General features: G+C 65.8%; 21 protein-coding genes. 8 read left to right on the top strand and 13 right to left on the bottom strand.

The features are described from left to right. The first annotated feature begins 26 nt into the window (after positions 1-26). The 3 genes from EJI00_RS09505 (at position 27) to EJI00_RS09495 (ending at position 1758) form a co-directional block, all read left to right on the top strand. Positions 27-1001: a tripartite tricarboxylate transporter substrate-binding protein gene (locus EJI00_RS09505; protein ID WP_126747220.1), complete on the top strand. Its 975-nt coding sequence runs from the start codon at positions 27-29 to the stop codon at positions 999-1001. 107 nt (positions 1002-1108) lie between these two features. Beyond that, positions 1109-1315 carry a dodecin gene (locus EJI00_RS09500; protein ID WP_126747219.1) on the top strand — a complete coding sequence of 69 codons (207 nt, stop codon included), beginning with the start codon at positions 1109-1111 and terminating at the stop codon, positions 1313-1315. A gap of 11 nt (positions 1316-1326) precedes the next feature. After that, complete coding sequence (locus EJI00_RS09495) at positions 1327-1758, top strand: VOC family protein (protein WP_126747218.1); 432 nt, start codon at positions 1327-1329, stop codon at positions 1756-1758. A gap of 18 nt (positions 1759-1776) precedes the next feature. On the opposite strand, the gene EJI00_RS09490 is transcribed toward EJI00_RS09495, so the two are convergent. Beyond that, the gene (locus EJI00_RS09490) at positions 1777-2526 is read right to left on the bottom strand and encodes a TerC family protein (protein WP_126747217.1); all 750 of its coding nucleotides are present in this window, start codon (positions 2524-2526) and stop codon (positions 1777-1779) included. 175 nt (positions 2527-2701) lie between these two features. On the opposite strand from EJI00_RS09490, the gene EJI00_RS09485 reads away from it, so the two are divergent. Then, positions 2702-4207, top strand: coding sequence for a tannase/feruloyl esterase family alpha/beta hydrolase (locus EJI00_RS09485; RefSeq protein ID WP_260590628.1), 1506 nt, complete (start codon positions 2702-2704; stop codon positions 4205-4207). A gap of 191 nt (positions 4208-4398) precedes the next feature. Here the strand turns inward: EJI00_RS09485 and pqqE are convergent, their stop codons facing one another. The 5 genes from pqqE to pqqA form a co-directional block, all read right to left on the bottom strand. Next, positions 4399-5550 carry a pyrroloquinoline quinone biosynthesis protein PqqE gene (gene pqqE, locus EJI00_RS09480; RefSeq protein ID WP_126747216.1) on the bottom strand — a complete coding sequence of 384 codons (1152 nt, stop codon included), beginning with the start codon at positions 5548-5550 and terminating at the stop codon, positions 4399-4401. Further along, the gene (gene pqqD / locus EJI00_RS09475) at positions 5547-5843 is read right to left on the bottom strand and encodes a pyrroloquinoline quinone biosynthesis peptide chaperone PqqD (protein ID WP_126747215.1); all 297 of its coding nucleotides are present in this window, start codon (positions 5841-5843) and stop codon (positions 5547-5549) included. The genes pqqE and pqqD overlap by 4 nt, the downstream gene beginning before the upstream one ends. A gap of 7 nt (positions 5844-5850) precedes the next feature. After that, positions 5851-6615, bottom strand: a complete 765-nt coding sequence (pqqC, locus tag EJI00_RS09470; protein ID WP_221885036.1) for a pyrroloquinoline-quinone synthase PqqC — start codon at positions 6613-6615, stop codon at positions 5851-5853. Positions 6616-6638: 23 nt separating this feature from the next. After that, positions 6639-7559 carry a pyrroloquinoline quinone biosynthesis protein PqqB gene (pqqB, locus tag EJI00_RS09465; RefSeq protein ID WP_126747214.1) on the bottom strand — a complete coding sequence of 307 codons (921 nt, stop codon included), beginning with the start codon at positions 7557-7559 and terminating at the stop codon, positions 6639-6641. 70 nt (positions 7560-7629) lie between these two features. Next, on the bottom strand, positions 7630-7704 hold the full coding sequence (gene pqqA / locus EJI00_RS09460) for a pyrroloquinoline quinone precursor peptide PqqA (protein ID WP_010100094.1): 75 nt from the start codon (positions 7702-7704) through the stop codon (positions 7630-7632). 121 nt (positions 7705-7825) lie between these two features. On the opposite strand from pqqA, the gene EJI00_RS09455 reads away from it, so the two are divergent. Genes EJI00_RS09455 through EJI00_RS09445 form a run of 3 tightly spaced genes read left to right on the top strand, consistent with a single transcriptional unit; the run spans position 7826 to position 10901 of the window. Beyond that, positions 7826-8866: an alpha/beta fold hydrolase gene (locus EJI00_RS09455; protein WP_126747213.1), complete on the top strand. Its 1041-nt coding sequence runs from the start codon at positions 7826-7828 to the stop codon at positions 8864-8866. Then, complete coding sequence (locus tag EJI00_RS09450; RefSeq protein WP_126747212.1) at positions 8863-10248, top strand: histidine kinase; 1386 nt, start codon at positions 8863-8865, stop codon at positions 10246-10248. The genes EJI00_RS09455 and EJI00_RS09450 overlap by 4 nt, the downstream gene beginning before the upstream one ends. After that, the gene (locus EJI00_RS09445; RefSeq protein ID WP_126747211.1) at positions 10245-10901 is read left to right on the top strand and encodes a response regulator transcription factor; all 657 of its coding nucleotides are present in this window, start codon (positions 10245-10247) and stop codon (positions 10899-10901) included. Before EJI00_RS09450 ends, EJI00_RS09445 begins: the two co-directional genes overlap by 4 nt. Before the next feature lie 166 nt (positions 10902-11067). Here EJI00_RS09445 and pabB read toward each other — a convergent pair whose 3' ends face one another. Together pabB and EJI00_RS09435 are read right to left on the bottom strand one after the other, a co-directional pair. Further along, positions 11068-12984: an aminodeoxychorismate synthase component I gene (gene pabB, locus EJI00_RS09440; protein ID WP_126747210.1), complete on the bottom strand. Its 1917-nt coding sequence runs from the start codon at positions 12982-12984 to the stop codon at positions 11068-11070. A 162-nt stretch (positions 12985-13146) separates the two neighbouring features. Beyond that, complete coding sequence (locus EJI00_RS09435; protein ID WP_126747209.1) at positions 13147-14199, bottom strand: AraC family transcriptional regulator; 1053 nt, start codon at positions 14197-14199, stop codon at positions 13147-13149. Between EJI00_RS09435 and EJI00_RS09430 the strand changes: the two genes are divergently transcribed. Beyond that, positions 14198-14389, top strand: a complete 192-nt coding sequence (locus EJI00_RS09430; protein ID WP_126747208.1) for a hypothetical protein — start codon at positions 14198-14200, stop codon at positions 14387-14389. The two genes, EJI00_RS09435 and EJI00_RS09430, sit on opposite strands and share 2 nt — an antisense overlap. Before the next feature lie 100 nt (positions 14390-14489). Here the strand turns inward: EJI00_RS09430 and EJI00_RS09425 are convergent, their stop codons facing one another. The 5 genes from EJI00_RS09425 to EJI00_RS09405 are packed head-to-tail and all read right to left on the bottom strand — an operon-like array spanning position 14490 to position 21120. Continuing rightward, positions 14490-14795 carry a hypothetical protein gene (locus EJI00_RS09425; RefSeq protein ID WP_126747207.1) on the bottom strand — a complete coding sequence of 102 codons (306 nt, stop codon included), beginning with the start codon at positions 14793-14795 and terminating at the stop codon, positions 14490-14492. 38 nt (positions 14796-14833) lie between these two features. Further along, positions 14834-15223: a hypothetical protein gene (locus EJI00_RS09420; RefSeq protein ID WP_126747206.1), complete on the bottom strand. Its 390-nt coding sequence runs from the start codon at positions 15221-15223 to the stop codon at positions 14834-14836. A 49-nt stretch (positions 15224-15272) separates the two neighbouring features. Further along, positions 15273-15998, bottom strand: coding sequence for a helix-turn-helix domain-containing protein (locus tag EJI00_RS09415; RefSeq protein ID WP_126747205.1), 726 nt, complete (start codon positions 15996-15998; stop codon positions 15273-15275). Between the two features lie 3 nt (positions 15999-16001). Next, on the bottom strand, positions 16002-16850 hold the full coding sequence (locus tag EJI00_RS09410; RefSeq protein ID WP_126747204.1) for an OmpA family protein: 849 nt from the start codon (positions 16848-16850) through the stop codon (positions 16002-16004). 31 nt (positions 16851-16881) lie between these two features. Then, the gene (locus EJI00_RS09405; protein WP_126747203.1) at positions 16882-21120 is read right to left on the bottom strand and encodes a YadA-like family protein; all 4239 of its coding nucleotides are present in this window, start codon (positions 21118-21120) and stop codon (positions 16882-16884) included. Positions 21121-21248 lie beyond the last annotated feature (128 nt).

Genomic DNA, 21248 nt, shown 5'->3' with positions numbered 1-21248 from the left:
CATTTTTTTACTTGACGGAGACTCCCATGAAAAAACTGTTCGCCGTTGCGGCGCTGGCCTTGGCGATGGGCGCGCATGCGCAAGACTTTCCCGCGGGAAAGCCGGTGACCATCGTCGTGCCCTTTGCGGCCGGCGGCCCGACCGATCGCGTGGCGCGCGACCTGGCCGAAGCGCTGCGCAAGTCTCTGGGCGGTGTGAGCGTGATCATCGACAACGTGCCCGGCGCCGGCAGCTCCATCGGTGCGGCCAAGGTGGTGCGCGCCAAGCCCGACGGCTACACCCTGCTGCTGAACCACATTGCAATGGCCACCGTGCCGACGCTGGTGCGCAACCTGCCGTTCAAGGTCGAGAGCGATTTCGAGTACCTCGGCATCGTCAACGACGTGCCGATGACGCTCATCTCAAAACCCGCCATCGAGGCCGGCAACTACAAGGAACTGACCGCCTGGATTGCGGCCAACAAGGGCAAGATCAACATCGGCAATGCCGGCGTGGGCTCGGCCTCGCACCTGTGCGGCCTGCTCTACCAGAGCGCCACCAGGACCGACATGACGCCCGTGCCTTACAAGGGCACCGCGCCGGCGATTACGGATTTGATCGGCGGCCAGATCGATCTGTTGTGCGACCAGACCACCAACACCTCGCCGCAGATCGAAGCCAGGAAGGTCAAGGCCTACGCGGTCACCACGCCCAAGCGGCTGACAACGCCGCTGCTGAAAGACCTGCCCACGCTGGACGAGTCGGGCTTGAAGAACTTCCAGGTCACCATCTGGCACGGCCTGTATGCCCCCAAGGGCACGCCGGCACCGGTGCTGAAGAAGCTCAACGAGGCCATGAAGGCCGCATTGCGCGATGCGGACTTCATCAAGCGCGAAGAAGCGCTGGGCGCGGTGGTCGCCACCGACGGACGCATCGAGCCCGAAGGCCACAGGAAGTTCGTGGCGGATGAAATCGCCAAGTGGACGCCCATCATCAAGGCGGCCGGCGTGTACGCGGACTAGGCCCGCGCCTCCAGCGACGATTCGCGCATGTCGAAACAACGACTCCTTCGTTTGCCCTTGCAGCCGGCGGTGACTACGATGTTTCCACCACTATCAGGAGCAGAGACATGTCGAATCACGTTTACAAGTCGCTGGAGCTCACCGGCTCGTCCCCCGTCAGCATCGAGGAAGCGGTGCAGACCGCCATCACCAAGGCGCACCAGACGGTGCGCAACATCCAGTGGCTCACCGTGACCGAGACGCGCGGCCACGTGGTGGACGGCAAGATCGCGCACTGGCAGGTCACGCTGAAGATCGGCTTCACGCTGGAGTAGCGAGGCGGTCCATGCAGCCAAGAATCACCGTCATCACCCTGGGCGTCGAAGACCTGGAAAGAGCCGTGGCGTTCTATCGCGACGGGCTGGGGTTTTCCACGGACGGCGTCATCGGCACGGAGTTCGAGAACGGCGCCGTCGCGTTCTTCGACCTGCAGCACGGGCTCAGGCTCGCGCTGTGGCCGCGCTCGAGCATGGCGGCCGATACGGGCCTGCCGCTGCGGGTGGGCGGGCCGCTTGAATTCACCCTTGGGCACAACGTCTTGTCCAAGGCCGAAGTCGATGCAGTGATGCAGCAGGCCGCAAAGGCCGGCGCCACCGTGGTGAAAGCCGCGGCCGACACTTTCTATGGCGGCTACGCGGGCTATTTCACCGACCCCGACGGCCACCTGTGGGAGGCCGTCTACAACCCCCAGCTGCTGCCCGAAGCGGGAACAGCCTAGGCCTTGGGCGCTTGCGCCTCAGTCGCCGGGCATGTGCGGTGGACGCAGCTCCACCGCCTTCTCCGACTTCTTGCGCAGCCTGATGTTGAGCATTTCCACGGCCAGCGAGAAAGCCATTGCGAAGTACACGTAGCCCTTGGGCACGTGGTGCCCGAAACCTTCAGCGACGAGAACAACGCCCACCACCACCAGGAAGGACAGCGCCAGCATCTTGATGGTGGGGTGGTTCGATACGAAGCGGCCGATGGGGCTGGCGAACAGCATCATGAGCAGCACGGACACGATCACCGCGGCGATCATCACCCGCACGTCGTCCACCATGCCCACCGCGGTGATGATGGAGTCGAGCGAGAACACCAGGTCGATGATCATGATCTGCAGGATGACCGCCGCGAAGGTGGCCTTCACCGCGCTGGACTTCTGCTCGTGCCCGCCCTCGAGCGACTGGTGAACCTCGCTCGTGCTCTTCCAGATCAGGAACAGCCCGCCCAGGATCAGGATCAGGTCGCGCCCCGAAATGCCCTTGCCCAGCACCGAGAAAAGGGGATTGACCAGGCCCACGATCCAGGCAAGCACCAGCAGCAGCCCGATGCGCATGAACATGGCCATGAACAGCCCCACCCGCCGTGCGAACTCGCGCCTTTCGGGCGGAAGTTTGTCGACCAGAATGGAGATGAAGATGATGTTGTCGATGCCCAGCACGAGCTCGAGCGCAGTCAAGGTGGCAAAGGCAATCCAGACCTGGGGATCCGTCAGGAGTTCAAGCATCGGTGTTCTTTCGCCGCGGCAACGCCGCCAGGAAGGTTGGGAATGTCCTGAAGTCTGCCATGACCGATTTCGCCTCAAGGGTTTGCTCTATTTTTTAGTTATTGATCAAAACTATATTGATTACGTGAAATAACTTTATTGATGAGCCGGGCCGCCCCGGCGAAAGGAGACAGCGATGGTTCAATCCGTGTTCTCTTCGTACCGCCCGGCATGGGCGGCTCTTGCCGCGGCGTCCCTGCTGGCGGCGTGCGGCGGAGGCGGTGGCGGGGGCGGCGGGGGTGGCTTCCCGTTCGTTCCGCCGGCGCCCTCCCCCGGCGGCTCAACGCCATCGGAAGCGCGCCCGGGCACGCTTCAGTCGTGCACCGATCTCGCCGGCAAGGCGGCGTTCGGCAGCACCGTGTACACCAGCGTGAGCACCGTGGCCGCGGGTGCGCTCACCGTGGCCGGCGCGAGCACGCCCGCGCCCGAGCACTGCCTGGTGCAGGGCCAGATGAACCAGCGCACCAGCAGCGTCGACGGCAAGACCTACGCCATCGGCTTCGAGATGCGCCTGCCCTTCAACTGGAACGGCCGCTTCTTCTACCAGGCCAACGGCGGGCTCGACGGCAACGTGGCGCGGGCCACGGGCAGCGTGGGCGGCGGTGCGCCCACCACCACGGCGCTGCACATGGGGTTCGCGGTCATCAGTTCCGACGCGGGGCACTCGGGCGCGCAGAACCCGACCTTCGGCATCGACCCGCAGGCGCGGCTCGACTACGGCTACAACGCCGTTGCACAGCTCACGCCCATGGCCAAGAACCTCATCGCCAAGGCCTACGGCCGCGAGCCCGACCGCTCCTACTTCGGCGGCTGCTCGAACGGCGGCCACCATGCGATGGTGGCCGCGGCAAGGTTTGCCGGCCAGTACGACGGCATCCTGGCCGGCAACCCCGGCTTCAACCTGCCGAAGGCTGCGGTGGCCCAGCTTTACGGCGTGCAGCAATACGCCCGGGTCACCACCGCCAACACACCGGCCGGCAAGCCGGACCTGCAGACCGCATTCACGCCCGCGGAAATGAGCACCGTGGCCGACGCGGTGCTTGGGCGCTGCGACGCGCTGGACGGCGCGGCCGACGGCATCGTTGCGGATGTGCAGGCGTGCACGCAGGCCTTCGACCTTGCCAGGGACGTGCCCACCTGCAGCGGCACGCGCAACGGCAGCTGCCTCACGGCCACGCAGAAGGACGTGCTCGGCAACATCTTTGCCGGCGCGCGAAACAGCGCGGGCACCGCGCTCTACAGCAGCTTTCCGTTCGACGCCGGCATCAAGGGGGCCGACTGGCGCCAATGGGAGTTCTCCAACTCGCAGAACCTCGACACCGCCGCGGTCGGCTTCGTGTTCAGCACGCCGCCACTGGCGCCGAGCCGCCCCTTCGGTATCGATTTCGCGCTCGGGTTCAGCATGGACGCCGATGCGCCGACCATCTTCGCGAGCAATGCGGTCTACACCGAATCGGCGATGTCGTTCATGACGCCGCCGAACCCGGCCAACCTGTCGGCGCTGCGCGATCGCGGCGGCAAGCTCATGGTCTATCACGGCACCAGCGATGCGGTGTTCTCGTCGGACGACACCACCCGCTGGTACGAGCAGCTGCACGCGGCCAATGGCGACGATGCGTCGGGCTTTGCGCGCTTCCGATAGCAGCCGCCCTATAGCGCCGCCAGCTCGATCCTGATCGTCTCAGGCGGCGGTGCGCAGCTCGAAGAGGCGACCCGGGAGCGCATTCATGCCGGCCTTGGCAAGGCACAGGCGCTACAGCAGTTCTTCAAAACGCCGGCTGCGGCGCATGCGCGCGAAACAAGAAAGCAGCCGAGCGTTTTGGCCGCGCGGCCTCACGCCTCCGGCGTGACGAGTGCGGTGGAAAGCCGGCGCGAATTGGCCGGATCGCGAAACACCAGCGGATGCTCGACCGGCGCGGAAGGGTCGCGCGCGGCCGCACGCTCCACCGCCTCGACCACGCGGGGGTGGTCCGGGCTCTTCGCGCACACCGGGTCGGCCGCGGCCGCATCCTGCGCCAGCAGGTAGGCCTGGCAGCGGCAGCCGCCCAGGTCCTGCTCGCGCTGGTCGCAGCTTGCACAGGGCTCCTTCATCCAGCCGGTGCCGCGGTAGCGGTTGAAGCCTTCGGAGTCGAACCAGATGTCGCGCAGGCCCTGCGCCTTCACGTTCGGAAACTCCAGGCCCGGCAGCATCTTGGCGGTGTGGCAAGGCAGCGCGGTGCCATCCGGCGCCACGGTAAGAAACATGCTGCCCCAGCCGTTGACGCATTTCTTGGCCTTGCCTTCGTGGTAGTCGGGCGCCACGAAGAAGATGCGCATGCGCTCGCCAAGCCGCTTGCGCGAGGCATCGGTCACCTCCTCCGCATGGCGCAGCTGCTCGTGCGTGGGCAGCAACTGGTCGCGGTTGACGAAGGCCCACGAGTAGTACTGCGTATTGGCAAGCTCCAGGTACTCGGCGCCCATCTCGTGCGCCATCTCGATGATGCGGTCGATGTGGTCGATGTTCATGCGGTGGATCACCACGTTCAGCACCATCGGCCAGCCCTGGTCCTTGATGATCTTCGCCACCCGGTTCTTGAGCTCGAAGGTCTTGGTGTGCGAGAGAAAGTCGTTCATCTCGCGCGTGGAATCCTGGAACGACAGCTGCACGTGGTCCAGGCCCGCGGCCTTGAGCGCGGCGGCGCGCTGCGCCGTGAGGCCGACGCCAGACGTCAGCAGGTTGGTGTAGTAGCCCAGGCGCGCGGCCTCGGCGATGATGATTTCGAGATCGTCGCGCAGCAGCGGCTCGCCGCCCGAGAGGCCGCACTGCACGGCGCCGAGTTCGCGGCCTTCGCGCAGCACGCGCAGCCAATCCTCCGTGCCGAGTTCGTTCTCCTGCTGCGCAAAGTCGACCGGGTTGAAGCAGAACACGCAATGCAGCGGGCAACGGTAGGTCAGCTCGGCCAGCAGCCAGAGCGGCGGTCCGGGACGGGATGCCGCGTTCGTCATGATGCAGGTTCCCAGCGCAGCCAGTTCTGCTGCGCCGCCATCTCGACGAAGCCGCGCACCTCGGGCTCGAGCCCGGTGGTGTCGAAGGCCTGCTCCAGGTCGGCCACGATGGCTGCGACGCTGCGCTCGCCGTCGCAGCGCTTCATGATCTCGCCCGCGCTGCCGTTGAGCCGCACCATGCCTTCGGGATACAGTAGCACGTGGCAGTCTTGCGCCGGTTCCCATTGCAGGCGAAAGCCGGGGCCGACGCGGGGTTTGCTTTCGGCGGTGAGCATGGTCTTGTTCGCGGTCATGTGCCGCTCATGCGCCGTCTATGCCGTAGCGCGTCGCCATGGCGTCGTTCATCGCCCACAGGATGTCGAGCTTGAACTGCAGCACCTCCAGCGCGCGCTCCTGCAGCGCGCGGGTGTCGAAGTGCTCCAGCGTGATGGCCAAGCCCTGCTCCACGTCGCGCCGCGCCTGGCTCACGCGGTTGCGGAAATAGTCGAGACCGGCCGGCTCGATCCACGCATAGTGCTCGGGCCAGGTGGCCAGCCGCTGCTTGTGAATTTCTGGCGCGAACAGCTCGGTGAGCGAAGAGCACACCGCCTCCTGCCACGGCGCGCGGCGCGCGAAGTTCACGTAGGCATCGACCGCGAAGCGCATCGCGGGCACCACGTGGCGCAGGTCGAGCACTTCTTCGCGCGACAGGCCCACGGCTTCGGCCAGCCGCAGCCAGGCTTCCACGCCGCCTGCGTCCTTGATGCCGCCAAGCTCGAATCCGTCGTGGTCGAGAATGCGCTGCACCCAGCCGCGGCGCACCTGCGGGTCGGGGCAATTCGAGAGCACCGCCGCGTCCTTGATGGGAATCGCGATCTGGTAGTAGAAGCGGTTGGCCACCCAGCCGCGGATCTGCTCCGGCGTGGCCCGGCCGCTGTTCAGCATGACGTTGAACGGGTGGTGGATGTGATAGCTGCGGCCGCGCTCGCGCAGCTTGGCTTCGAATTCTTCGCGCGTCCATGCCGGCGCGTTCTTTTCGCCGTCCTTGGCCGGTCGAAACGGATCCTGGATTCTGTCGGCATGCACGGTGATGGGCCCGGCGCTTGGCTTCAGAGTTGAATCGTCATCCCATCCTCGCAGGGCTCGATGCCCGCGCGCCGCAGCAGTGCGTGCTCGTCGGAGTCTTCGTCGAGGATGGGGTTGGTGTTGTTGATGTGAATGAGCATGCGACGCGTGGCCGCGGGCAGCCGCGTCAGCCATTCGATCATTCCGCCCTCGCCCGACTGCGGCAGATGGCCGATCTCGCGCGCGCGCTTGCCGCTGACGCCCAGGCGAACCATTTCGTCGTCGGTCCAGAAGGTGCCGTCGACCATGACCGCATCGGCCGTTGCCATGGCCTCGAACACGGGCGGCGTGATTGCGCCCAGGCCCGGCGCATAGAACAGGCTCTTGCCGCTCCTGCGGTCGAACAGGGTCAGGCCGATGTTGTCGCCCGCCACCTGCTGTTCGCGGTGCGGTGAATACGGCGCGGCCTTGCCGGTGAGCGGCATCGCACGAAAACTCAGGTCGGGCACGCCGGGCACCTCGAAGGCATTGCCGTCTAGCGCAATCGGGTGGCGCGCCACGCCGCAATAGTGCGACAGCACGCGCAACACGGGATTGCCCTGACTCAGGTCTTCCGCGACGGAGTCGGTGCACCACAGCGGCAGCGGCGAGGCACGCTCGCGCAGCATGAAGAGGCCCGTGGCGTGGTCGACCTGTCCGTCGATCAGCACCACGCCGGCAATGGCGGTGTCACGCAATGCGCGTGCCGGTTGCAGCACCGGGCTGCCGCGGATCTGCTCGAGGATGTCGGGCGATGCGTTGAACAGCACGCCGTCTTCGCCATGGTCGGGTCGCACGAAGATCGACGACTGCGTGCGCGGCTTGGCGCGCACGGTGCCGGCACGCACACCCGCACAGTTGGGGCAGTTGCAGTTCCATTGCGGAAAGCCGCCGCCGCCCGCGGAGCCCAGAACGGTAATGCGCATCGAATAAGAAAGAAGGGGTTCGAAACAACCCGCCCTGGCGTGCCGAGGCAGGTTGTGAAGAAGCGCGCAATCAGCGTGCGCTGACGTACATCGTGATCTCGAAGCCGAAGCGAAGATCAGTTGCCGTCGGGGTTTCCCATTTCATAGAGTCTCCTGAAAAGGTTGCACAGCGCCACTTGGCGACTGCGGGAACTTCGAGCGCTCCAGAACGCATATTGAACCGATGCACCGCCGCAACCTAGCCGTGAAATCATGAATGGGACTTCATGATTTTCATGAATAGCGGCCACGGGCCACCGCGTACCATGGCCCTCGTGCTTTCTACCGGCCTGTACCCAGAAACCCAGCCTTGGCGCACCCACGCAATGGAGGCGCCGCACGGCCACGTGCTGCATGTAGAAGAAAGTGGTGATCCGGCCGGCCTCTGCGCCGTGGTGCTGCATGGCGGACCGGGCTCGGGCAGCTCGCCGCTGCTGCGCCGCTTCTTCGACCCCGCGCGGTATCGGGTGATAAGCATCGACCAGCGCGGTGCGGGCTTGAGCCGCCCGCGTGGTGCGACGGCCCACAACCGCACGGAGGATCTGCTTGCGGATTTGCGCCTTGTGCGCGAACGGCTCGAAGTGCCACGGTGGCTGGTTGTCGGTGGTTCGTGGGGCGCCACGCTGGCGCTCGCGCATGCGGCGTTCGAGCCACAGGCAGTCGCGGCTTTGCTGCTGCGCGCGGTGTTTCTGCCGAGCGCCGAATACATCGAGGATTTCTTCCAGGACACCGCGGGCTGCGCGCCTGCCGCATGGGCACGGTTTGCATCTGTGGTGCCGACTGACCAACGCCACGACATGCTGGGGTATCTGGCTGCCGGCCTTCAAGAGCCGCCCGCTGACAGCGATGCGGTCCTGCCGCGGCGGCTCGCCCTTGCCTGGTGGCAATGGGAAAGAACGTTGGCTGGCGGCGAACCCGTTTCGAATACCGACGTGCAACCCGACCGCCAGACGCTCGACGCGCTGGTAGACCGCTACCGCGTGCAGAGCCACTACCTGCTGCATCGCTGCTGGCTCGATTCGCCTCCCCTTCTCGAACGGCTTGACGCGCTCCCCCAGGTGCCTACCCTGTTGCTCCATTCGCGCGACGACCGCATCTGCCGCCCCGAAGGCGCGCTGGCGGTGCACGAGCGCATTACGCACGGCCAGCTGCGTTGGGTCGACGGCGCGGGCCACGATCCTTCACATCCGGCGATGGCTTCGACCATGGTCGCCGCGCTCGACAGCTATGCGCTGCATGGCCACTTCGGCGACAGCCCCGTGCCATGACGCTGCGCCTGAAAATCAACCTGATCGTCAGCCTGCTCACGCTGCTGTTCGTTGCGGCCATGCTCGCACTGCAGGTGCGCGCCATGCGCGAGTCGGTGCATGAAGAAGTGGTGGCCGCCAATCGCGTGGCAGCGCAGCTGCTCAACCGCACTGCCTGGCTCTACGCGGCGCAGGGCACGCCGGCCATGCTGTCGTTTCTGCAGGGTGTGGGGCGCGTTCGGTCCAACGACATCACGCTGCTCGACAACGACGACCGCGTGCTGTACAGCTCGCCGACCTCGGTCTACAAGGCCGGCCGCGACGCGCCGGACTGGTTTGCCGGCCTTGTCTCGCCGCCGCCCTCGCAACTCTCCATCGCCTTTCCGGGCGGGCGGCTGATGGTGATTTCGAACGCCTCGCGTGCGGTGCTCGATGCCTGGGATGATTTCGTGCTGCTGATGCTCAGCGCGCTGGGCCTGCTGGCGGTCGTCAACGCAGGCGTGTTCTGGCTCGTGGGCCGCGCGACCCGGCCGTTCGCGGACATCGTCCATGCCCTCAACCAGCTCGAGAGCGGGCGCTTCGACGTCGCGCTGCGCGCCCTGCCCGGCACCGAAGCCGCGGCCATTGGCGCTGCGTTCAACCGCATGGTCGGCATGCTGCAGCAGCACATCGAAACCGAGCGGCGGGCCGTGCGGGCCGAAAGCCGCCTTTCCGAAAGCCGGGAGCTCGGCCGCTGGGTCGACCAGAAGATCGAGCAGGAGCGCCGCCTCATCGCGCGTGAGCTGCACGACGAACTGGGGCAATCGGTCACCGCAATGCGCAGCATGGCGCTTTCGATTGCACAGCGCGTTCAGGCGCTCGACCCACAGGCCGAGCAGGCCGCACGGCTGATCGCCGAGGAATCGGGCCGGCTCTACACCGCCATGCACGGCATGATCCCGCGCCTCACACCCTTGGTGCTCGACAAGTTCGGCCTGGTGGCCGCGCTCGAAGACCTGGTGGAGCGCACGCGCAACAGCCACGGCGACGTGCAGGTCGAATGGCATCAGGAGCTGGAGCTCAACCGCCTGCGGCTCGACACCGACACCGCGCTGGTGCTGTACCGCGCCGCGCAGGAAGGCATTACCAACGCCCTGCGCCACGGCGAAGCGCATCGCATCATGCTTGCGTTGCAGGGCGAAGAGCAATCGGTCAAGCTCACGCTCACCGACGACGGGCGTGGCCTGCCCGGCCCTGAGGCTGCAAGGGAAACCAGCACCGGGCACTATGGCCTGCGATGGCTCGCCGAGCGCATCGACAGCCTGGGCGGCGAACTGCGCCTCGAACCCGCCGTGTCGAGCGGCGCCCGATTGACGGTGCGGCTGCCCCTGCGGGCAGGCGAAGCGGAGAACACGAACACATGACCCAGGCAGTTCAGGCGACCAAGCCGATTCGAGTGATGCTGGTGGACGACCATGCACTGGTGCGCATGGGCTTTCGCATGCTGCTGGCGGACGCGCAGATCGAAGTGGCGGCCGAAGCCGACACCGGCGAGCAGGCCTGCCAGGACTACCCGCAGGTGCGGCCCGACCTGGTGGTGATGGACCTTTCGATGCCCGGCATGGGCGGCCTCGAAGCCTTGCGGCGCCTGCTGGCCCACGACCCGAAGGCGCGTGTGCTCGCGCTCTCGGCGCACGAGGACACGATTCATCCGCGCCGCGTGCTGCGCGCGGGCGCCCTGGGCTATCTCGCCAAGCGCAGCGCGCCCGAAGCGCTGATTGCCGCCGTGAAGGCCGTGGCGCGCGGCGAGCGCTACATCGACGCCAACACCGCGCAAGCATTGGCCACGGCGCAGATAGAGGGTGAGGCCAACCCCGCCGACCTGCTCAGTGAACGCGAGTTCTCGGTCTTCATCCAGCTCGCGCGCGGCATGACGGTGGCGCAGATTGCAAGCACGCTGAACCTTTCGCTCAGCACAGTGGGCTCGCACCTGTACCGCGTGAAGCAGAAGCTGGGGGCGACCAACCAGGCGGAGCTGACGTGGGTGGCGCTGCGGTGGGGGTTGATTCAGGTCTAGCGTCGGCTCAACTGCGCTCGAGAACCGGCAGCCGGATTGCAAGAGCCGCGTGCCGCGCAGCGCAAGCCACTCATTCAGATGCATCGGGGCCGGGAACCCGAGGCCCGATCTCGGCTTCGAATTCCGAGGCCTACTTTCGCGTGCAAATCCGCCCAGCCCTGCTGGGTCAGGCGGTCGAAGCCTCGCGCGGCTGGCGCTCGGCTTGCATGAGCAGCTGCGCCGGCAGCACGCCGCGCAGGGCGTTGCACACCACGAGCTTCTGCGCCGCCTGCAGGTCTTGCAGGTACAGGCTGCGTTCCGCGGCCGCCCATATGGAGTCTTCGATGAGCACGCCACGCATCACGCCGGGTAGCGCACCATCCGAAACGGGCGGCGTCCACCAGCGTCCGTCGATGCGAGCGAAGAGCGTGCTGCGCCCACCTTCGACGAGCCGGCCGTCTTCGGTGAAGAACAGGCTGTCGAAGGCACCGGCGCGTTCGGCGGCGCGCACGCCGGCGTCGTAGTGCTGGCGCACGGTGGTCTTGAAGGCGCCCAGCGGGTTGGCATTCGGCAGGCGTTGGTCGGCGATAACGAGCTTTACCGCACCGGGAGGCAAAGGCGGCAATGGCGAGTGCGTGATGCCGATGCGCCCGTCGTGCGCGAGCGCCAGGCGCAGGCGTGAAGGCTGGCTCGGCGAAAGCATGGGAAGCGCATCGCGCAGCGCCTCCATGGCGGCATCGCGGCTGAACTTGAAGCCCAGCGCGCGTGCACTGCCCGCCAGCCGCCCCAGATGACGGTCCAGGTAGCGGATGCCTTCGCCCGGCGTGACCAGCATGGTTTCGAAGAGCTCGAAGCCGGGGTCGAGTGCGGTAAGAAAGCGCGCCTTGAGCAAGCACTCTTCGAACTCGTCGGCCGCGATGCTGTCTTGCACGATGCCCGCCCCGACGCCCAGGCGCAGCGGCCGCAGGCCTTCGGCTTCCTCGCCGAGCGTGAGCGTGCGAATGGCCACCGACAGGCAGAAGTTGCCGATCGACGCGCCCTGCGCCGGCGCATCGATCCAGCCGATGGCGCCGCAGTAAAGACCGCGGGGCGTGCTCTCGAGCTCCGCAATCCACTCCATGGTGCGGTGCTTGGGCGCGCCGGTGATGGAGCCGCAGGGAAACACCGCACGCAACAGCTCGGGCATGCCGACGTTCGCGCGCAGCCTGGCCTGCACGGTCGATGTCATCTGGAACACCGTGGCGTAGTGTTCGACGGCAAAGAGCGTGGGCACCTTGACCGAACCGACCTCCGCGACGCGGCCGATGTCGTTGCGCAGCAAGTCGACGATCATCACGTTCTCGGCGCGGTTCTTGGTGTCGACCGAGAGCAGGCGCGCCATTTCGCTGTCGCCTTCGGGCGCATCGGCACGCGCGGCGGTGCCTTTCATGGGGCGCGCGGTGAGCACGCCCGAGTCATGGCGCAGGAAGAGTTCGGGCGAGCAGGAGAGCACGTGGGTCGCATCGCTCTCGCCGGCCTTGTCGGTGCCCTCAGGCAAGGCGATCAGCGCACCGTAGGCCACGGGCTGCCGCTCGCGCAGCCGCCTGTACAAGGCCACGGGCGAGCCGTAGCTTCGGCCATGCAGCCGGTAGGTGAAGTTGACCTGGTAGGTCTCGCCCGCGGCAATGGCCTCGTGAATGCGCGCGATGGCCCCGGTGAAGGCTGCTTCGTCGATGCCGGGTTGCAGGTCCATCACGCCGGCGGGCTGCGGCTGGCCGGGTGCTTGCGACTCGCCGGCCTCGCGCTGTTCGAGCCTTGCCAGCCAGGCGCCCGCCTCGTCGGCCGAGAGCCGGGCGCATTCGCGGAACATCAGTACGCGCAATGCCGAAGCGTCGCTCGGTGCAAGCCGTGCCTGCCCCGCATGCAGCAGCTTGGCGCCCCATTCGTAGTCGGCCAGCAGCACCGCGTACAGGCCTTGGCGCAAATCGCGATCGACCTGCACCCACACCTCGTCGAGCGGGGCCGCGTCTGTGCACCGGTGTTCGCGGACGAACCCGGTGTGCAGCCGGCTGGTGGGCCGCTCGGGTGTGGAGCCGCAATCGTCGAGAAGCGCGAAGGCGGGCAAGTTCAGCTCCAGTCGTCCATGTTCCTGGGAATGATGCCATCGATCAGACAGTCGACCACCAGACTGGTTGCATGTTCGTTCGAGACGGCGTGCTGTCCGGTTGAACTTCGCCTCCGCGTTTCGCGACTTGCCGTCGGCCACTGCCGCATTACGGCGGCACGGCTACCGAAGAAGCACAAGGCCCGCCGGCGTGGTGGCGTCGGCCGGCGAAAGCGGCTCGAGGGTCAGGCCATGCATCTTCGCGAACGCACCGGGCGAGCATCCCCTGTGCTTGCGAAACACCAGCCCGAAGTAGGCAGGATCGGTGAAACCGCAACTGTAGGCGACCTGCGAGATCTGGGTGTTCGAGATGCTGGAGGTGCGCAGCATCCGCATGGCGGCCTCCATGCGTTCGTGCAGTACCGCATCCAGAAAGGTCATGCCGCGCCCGGCGCTTGCGAAGGCCTTGTGCACGTAGCGCACCGAGACGTTGAAGTCGGCGGCGAGCTTGGCCGCGCTGACCTCCGGGTCGGCATAGTGATCGCGAATCCACATGCGCATTCGGGCGTGCAATGCACGATCGCGCGCAGACACCGCTTCTGCGTCGTGCACAATCTTGTTCTGCGAAAGCGCCATCGAGAGCATCGACAACACGTGCTCGCCGACCAGTTCGCGCTCGAACGGGCTGGCCGCGGCATTCAGATGCTCCAGGCTCATGGCGCGCAGGTAACTTGCCAGGACGCTCGTCCACCCTTTGTCGCCCTTGAGCGCCACGGCCGCGGCATTGCTTGCGTCGGGCAGCCAGCGCGCCACGAGCGATTGCGACAATCCGATGATCCAGGCGTCGGTGCCGTGATGCGAACACAGCCGCATGGGTTCGTTGGAGTCGATGATCAACATGTCGTTGACACCGATAGTGGCGCTGCGGCCTTGCTGCTCGCAGGTGGTAAACCCGTTGTTCAGCTTCACCAGAAGGTGAAAGGGATAGTCGGCGGCTTCCTGTATGCGGCTGGGCTCGCCGCGATAGACGTCGAGCGGGCTTCCAAGGGCTCGCATGAAAGTCAGGCCGCTCGCATCGACGACAGAGAGTTCCTGGCGGAAGGTGTCGCGTTCCGGGCTGTCATAGCGTGTGAAGCCGCGCTTGGTGCCCATTTCCTCAGCCCAGAACGCAAACTTGTCGCGCGCCGACAGCGCATCGGTGTCGATGCGCAGGGTGGTGGAGGATTTTTTGTCCATGATGGCCTGGGTGTGCAGGATTATTTGGCAACTGTTAACAGTTTGCAATCCCGGCCGTGCAGGCCTTGTCAGCCGCTGGAGGCTTCAGCAGCTGCTTTTCGACTCTCGCGAAGCCGAGTTGTCGCATTGCTGTGCCGCGGCATTTCGCGATGCCGGCGACGTGGCAAGCCAGGTCAACGCCATGGCCTGACCAATCAGAAAACCGACGATCACCCCCGCAAGGGTTGTTCGCCACGCGCGAAAGAAGGAATGCGCGTCAATTCCCCCGCGCCAGAGCGATGAAAATCGGTTCACCATTCCCCCGTTTCGCGCACGCGCTGGTCGAAGTCCATCCGGTCCAACCGCTCCAGCTGCCGCATTTGCTCGAGCACGCGCTCTTCATTCGCGCGTCGGGTTCCGTCGAGCCGTGCAAGGCTGCGCGAGATCCTGGCCCATAGAGAGCGGGTTTCAGCAGGCTTTTGCCGGCGAGCGGTTCTTGAGGTGTGGACCAGACTTTTCATGGTGCGTCGTTTGGATGGGCGTTCGATCTGGAAAGCAACGCTTCCCGAAGAAAAACGCGTACCGCATGCGAATTGAAAGACGCCCGAACCGGTCATTTCGCACACTGGCCGCTACAGACGCGCTTCAAGAACGCTCAGCGAAAACTCGCGCGGTAGCGCCGGCTCGAACGGCTGCGAAACCGTTCGGATTCGGCCCTTGGCAATCCTTCGGAACGTGGCAGTTCGGCCAGGAACAGCGAAACGACCAGCGCTGCGGCACGCTCGAATTCAAGCACCTGGAGCACGCTGTAGTGGCGCCCTTGCAGGCGGCCGTCGGCACTGGGCAGGCCCCGGACTTCAAGCAGGACTTCGGCCGCCAGGTCGCGGTCGCTGCGCGGCTTTCCGTTGCAAACGAGCCAGTTGTCGATGTGCTCGCTCGGCATGGTCCGGAACGCGGCAATCACCGGAACATATTTGCACTCCTCGCCGATCAGGATCGGCAGATCCATCGGGCGGCTGAATTTCTCTTCTCCGGCTTTCAGCATATTTGCTCCCTTCTTTTCATATTTGCCCGCAACCGGCCCGCCCCGGTTGCTATAGCGCCCTGGCGGCCTGGCTCAACTGGTAGCCCGTGCCCCAGATCGACTGCAAACTCAAACCATGCTTGCCCGTGTGCAAGCCGAGCTTTCGGCGAAGGCACGACATGTTGGTATCGAGCGATCTCGACTGGAGGTCGAACCCCTTTTCCCACACCGTGGACCAGAGCCACTCCCGGGTCAGCGGCCTGTCGATGTTTCGGAAGAGTTCCATCGCCAGGTCGAACTCGATGGGCCGCAGCTTGACCTCGTCGCCCGCCACGGCCGCCTGGCCCAAGGGCAAGACGAAGCGGTAGGCGCCCCACCCGATCACGCGTTCCGGCACCGGCATCTGGTGCTGGCCAAAGAACGACTCCAGCATTGCGTATGCACCTTCGAACGTGCTGGGGGCTACCACCACGCGATGGAAAGCACCTGAATACACATCGGACAGAAGCCGAACCTGGCGCTTGGATGTGCTCAGAACCAAGGGAACGTAGGTCCCCAGGCTCTTTCGCAACTGCGCAACGAGCAGTCTCGCCTTGCGCGGGTCTTCCGGGCACATCAGCAGCACGGCGCCGAAAGGCGCCGCCGAGTTGCCGCATTCATGCAGCAACTCGCGCACGTCGCCAAAGGTGACGGGCGTGTGCCCGAGCCTGCGAACGGCGCGACGCACGCGCTCGCGGGTTTTAGCGGTGGCATCCACGATGGCAATTCGGGATCCACCATCACCTTCGCGCAACACGGCTTACTGTTCCCCGGCCACCTCGATGTCCACGCGCCGGTTGGGCTGCAGGCAGCTCACCAGCTCCGGGGTCTTGCGCGTGCCCGGGCATTCGGCCACCGGTTGGCGCTTGCCCATGCCCTGCGTGCGAATCGCCCGGCCGTCGATGCCCTGCTGCACCAGCAGCTCGCGAACCGTGTTGGCCCGCGCCAGCGACAGCGCATCGTTGTACGAATCGCTGCCCAGGCGGTCCGTATGGCCCGTGACGCTGATCGCGTTCAAGGACTTGACGTTGCCCTTGATGTCGCGCGCCAGCGCCTCGATCTTGCGCCGGCCCTCCGGCATCAGGTCGGCCGCGCCGCCACCGTCGAAGCGAAAAAGACCGTCGGCGCCGAGGGTCACCTTGCGCAGCACCGGAGGCGGCACCGGCACAGGTGCCACCGCAGCCACCGGCTGCGCCAGCACGTCGCCGCAACCGGCGGGCAGCCAATGGAATGTCTGCGCCTTGTAGTCCTTGTCGAAGATCGCCTTGTACTGGCAGGTGGAGACCCCGCCGCCGGCCTTGCGGAAGTGAAAGATGTAGTCCCACTCGCGCGGGCCCGCCATGCCTTCGCGGAAATGCGGGCGGCCGAGCAGGTCGTACAGCTGGTCCTTGGTAACGCCAGGCGCCACCGCGCGCAGGTTGGCCAGGTTGGGGAACGTGCCCTCCTTCAGCCAGGCGTCGTTGTCGATGTTGGGGAAGACCACTTCCGTGGCCTTGCCTTCGTCGTCGATGCCCTTGCTCACGGAAGATGTGCCGCAGGCCTGGAGCACCAGCAGGGCCGCAGCCCCCGCTGCGATGGCCGAGAAGCGATGGAATTGCGTTTTCGTCATGATGTTGTTCCTCTTTTCTTGTGCACTCGGCTTACCAATGGAAGCCGGCACCGGCCGACACGCCGACCTTGCCGCGCGAGTTGGCCGAGCCGCTGAACTTGACGATCCAGCGGCCGTTGTCCGACAGCTTGGAGACACCGATGGCCAGCGCGGCCTGGCCGTCGTAGCCCGCCACGCCCGCGGCCAACATACTCTTGCCCGGGATGTAGGCCTGCGGCATGCCCGCCATGGCCATTGCGCCCGCCGTGCCGGCGCTCGCGTCCTTCGCTGCGCCCCGGATGTCGCCGCGCAGCTGGTTGACGCGCGAATCGGTGTAGGCATTGGCGCCAGCGATGCCGCTGTTCAGTTGATTGACGTTGACCGCATCGTTGCCGGCCACGCCCGGCGCCACGTTGTGGATCGTCGTCGGGCCCGTGTTGTTGCCCAGCGTCACGTTGTTGTAGTCCACCGAGCCGTCGGCGTTGGTGTTGTATTGCACGCTGCCCGCCTTCACCGCCTGCAGCTGGCGCACGTTCACCGCGTCGGTCGCTTGCGTGCCGCCCGCCACATTGGTGATCTGGCGCTCGTTGCCCGCGCTGCCCACCGACACCGCGCCCTGCGTGGAGCCCACCGCCGTGTTGGAGAACAGCTCCGTGCCGCCTGCCATGCCCGCGCGGTCGGCCGTGGAACCCGCACCCAGCGCCACGCCGTTGGCGGCCGTGGCCACCGAACTGTTGCCCACCGCGATCGACCCCGCGCCTTGCGACACGGCCTGCGGCCCGATGGCCACGCTTTCCGCGCCTGCGGCTTGCGAGTCCGCCGCCACCGAGTTGGCGTGGAAGTACTTGATGCCGGTACCGCCGATCACGATGTTGTTGATGGCCTGGTTGGTCGCGTAGAGCTGGCTGCCGTTGATGGCGTCCGTGCTCGTGGCGCTGATCTGGCCCGCTGCCACGTTGGTGATCTGCCGCTCCTGCCCCGCGCTGCCCACGCTCACCACGCCCGCCGGCGCTGCGCCGGCAAAGTTGTAGGTTTCGCCGCGGATGGTCACACTGGGCGTCGCCACGGCCGTGCCGGTGGTCGAGTTGTTGCCCAGCGCCACGCTGTTGGCGGTGGTGGCCGATGCCCCCGTGCCCACCGCCACACTGTTATTCGCGCTGACCGAGGCACCCGAGCCCACCGCCGTGCTGTCCGTGCCTGAAGAGGTCGGCGCCACGTAGGTCGTCGGCGAGCCGATGATCCACTTGCTGGCTGCCGCAACCGCGTTGCCGTTGACCGCGCGCAGCTGCGCCACGTTCACCGCATCGCTATCTGCAGTGCCGGCGGCTACGCCATTGATCTGGCGGAAGATGCCGTTGGCGGCATCGCCTACCGACACTGCACCGCGCGTGCTGGTGGTGGCGTTGATGGCTGCGGCTTGTGTCGGGTCGGCCGGCGGAGGAACGTAGCCGGCAATGCCTGCTGCCGTACTCGCCACCGATTCACTGCCCAACGCCACGCCATCGACCGCCGTGACGAGCGACTGATAGCCAAACGCCGTGCCCCGTGCGGCACTGGCGATGCTCCCGCGTCCCATGGCAATGGCGTCGTCAGCGCTGCTGGTTGCGCCGTTACCCAGAGCCAACCCATAGTCGCCGGTCACCGTTGCCTTCTGACCGATGGCGATATCGCCAGTGCCCATCGAATTCGCTTCAGCACCGATCGCGACGCTCTGACCTTTCTCGCTATGGGCGCCGCTGCCGATGGCGACGGCCTGGAAACCCGACGGGAACACCGCCGAGTTGCCCGTGGTCGCGCCCTTGCCAAGTGCAATACCCTGTGCGCCGATGGCCTGCGCCCCGCTGCCCAGTGCCATGGCGTAGCCGGCACCCGCCACCACCTTGCTGCCGTCGCCAATGGCGATGTTGTGGCCCTGTGCGCCGGTCGTCCCCGCGTCCTTGCCGATCGCAATGGAGTCCGGCCCGGTGGCGCCGAGGTTGTCCTCGTTGGTGCCGCCGGTCGAGTTGACGCTGAAGTACTTGGTCTTGTTTGCCGTAACGGTGGTAGAGAGGCTGTTGATTGCCGTGTTGGTAGCGAACAGCTGCGACCCATTGATCGCATCGGTGCTGGTGCCGCTGATGCGGCCCGCGGCGACGTTGGTGATGGTGCGTTCGTTACCGAACGCGCCCACGCTGACCGTGCTGGTTGGCGCGGTACCGGCGAAGGTGTACGCGGTGCCGGCAATGGTGGCGCCGGTGGTGCCTACCGCGGCTGCAGTGGCCGAGCTCGATCCCAAAGCCACGTCGTTCGCATTGTTGGCCCTGCTTGCAAGGCCCAGCGCCAGGGAAGAATTGCCGGTTGCGATAGCATCCGCGCCCACGGCAGTGGAAGCATCCCCATTGGCCCGGGAGCTGAAGCCAACTGAAGTGCTGATGCGTGCGTTGGCCTGAGCGCCCGAACCGTATGCGGCGGCCGAGCCGCCCGACGCCAGCGCGCCGGTGCCGAACGCGCTGTCGGAAGTCCCGACAGCCCGGGCACCATTGCCGTAAGCCGAAGAGTTGACCCCGAGGGCCTGCGCGCTATTACCGACGGCTGTCGCGCCCTGCAGCATTGCGCGGGAAGATACGCCAATGGCGATATTGTTTTCCTGCGGGCCCGGTGTGGGCGAAGCAGTTGCCTGTGCGTCAAGACCGATGGCAATCGAGCGCGTCCCTGTTGCCTGGGCACCATTGCCTGCGGCAAAGCTATCGGTATTGCTGGCCACGGAGTTCGGCCCAATCGCCACACTGTTGACGCCTGTTGCCAGCGAATCCGGCGCCGTCGAGTTGGCATGGAAGTACTTGATGCCGGCCCCGGTGACCGCCGCCACCAGCGGCTTGATCTGCCCGACATTGACCGCATCGGTGTCCAGCGTGCCGCCAGCCACGTTGGTGATCTGGCGCTCGGCGCCCGCAGCACCAACAGACACCTCACCCACACTGGTGATGGTGGCCGGGTTGTTGTTGCCCGTGCTCGGTTGGCCCGCCATCAGCAGCGGATTCGCAACAGCGGCAATGGCGCCACGCGTCGACGCCGAGTTGCTGCCCAGCACCAACCCGTTGGCGGTGGTGGCCGTCACGTTGTTGCCCAGCACGAAGGTGTCGTTGGTCGCGAGCGTGTTGTTGTTACCGACCGAGTACGAGTTGGCACCGTTGATGATGCTCGGATCGCCGAAGGCACCCGAGTTGTTGCCGTTGACGATATTGCCGGTGCCGATACTGATGGATTGCATGCCATTGGCCTGCGCGTTCAAGCCGATGGCGATGGCATCGTTGGCCTTTGCCGCGGCGGTATTGCCGATGCTGACCGTATTGTTGGCAGTGATATCTCTGCCGGCGTTGTAACCCAGCGCCAGGTTGTTATTGCCGGTGACCTTCGACCCGGCAGTGGTGCCGAAGGCAGAATTAAGGCCGCCCGATACGTTCTGTCCCGCCTGGTAACCCACCGCCAGGGCGCCGAAGCCGGTGCCGCCCACACCCGCGGCAGTGCCGACAGCAGTGCTTGTAGTTGAAGCTGAATTCGCGCCGGCGCCGACGCCCACGGCCAGATTGTTGAACACCGTCGTGCCGGCGCCAGCGCCATTGCCAATCGAAATGGCTTGACCCAAGGCGAACGCTTGTCTACCGATGGCGACACCAGCAGAATTTGCTGCACTTGCGCCACTGCCGAGAGCGACTGACTCGGACCCCGACACGGATTTGGTGCCGATGGCAACGCCATCTATTCCGTTGATTACCGAGCCGCTGATGGCAACGGCGCCTGGGCTGTTGGTGACCTTGTTCAACGCACGGGCGCTGCCGTAGAAGAACGTGTCGGCCGAGTTGGTGACAGGTTGGGCATAGGCGCCGGCCGTACCGCCGTAGCTCAGGCCGTCGGGCGCAAAGACGACAGACCGGTCGGAATTGCTGTCGAGCGCGACGAAATTGTTGCCCATCAGGATCGCTGACTGGCCGTTGTTGCGGATCTGGGTACCGATGGCGATGGCATCGGTAGCGGTCGAGTCGCCCACGACGACGCCGTTGCCGATGGCGATCGCGTTGCTACCTGATGCAACTGCCGTCGTATCGGCGCCGGGGCCATAGGCAAGCTGATCGACGCCGGCTGTGCCGCCGTCCAAAGCCCCAGCGGCTACCTGCCCGGCAGCCACGAACGCCATGGCAGCCACCGCCAGCACGCGCGACGAACTCTTCTTGCCACGCCCGCTCGTGAGTTCAGACGCCGCCACCCAAGCGCCTAGCGCTTCATTCCAGATACTTCGATATGACTTATTCATTACATCTCTCCTCGTTAATTAACGACCCATGCCCCGTTGAACTTCACAAATAGGTTTTGGAAATTCCCAAATGCCTTGTCACTGCAATCACGCAGTTGACAATGAAGTTGACATTTGTCCAAAAAACT

Origin of the sequence: Variovorax sp. DXTD-1 (assembly GCF_003984625.1) — a bacterium.
Lineage (GTDB): Bacteria > Pseudomonadota > Gammaproteobacteria > Burkholderiales > Burkholderiaceae_C > Variovorax.
The sequence above is the reverse complement of the archived record's forward strand: the minus strand, read 5'-3'. Positions and strand labels throughout refer to the sequence as shown.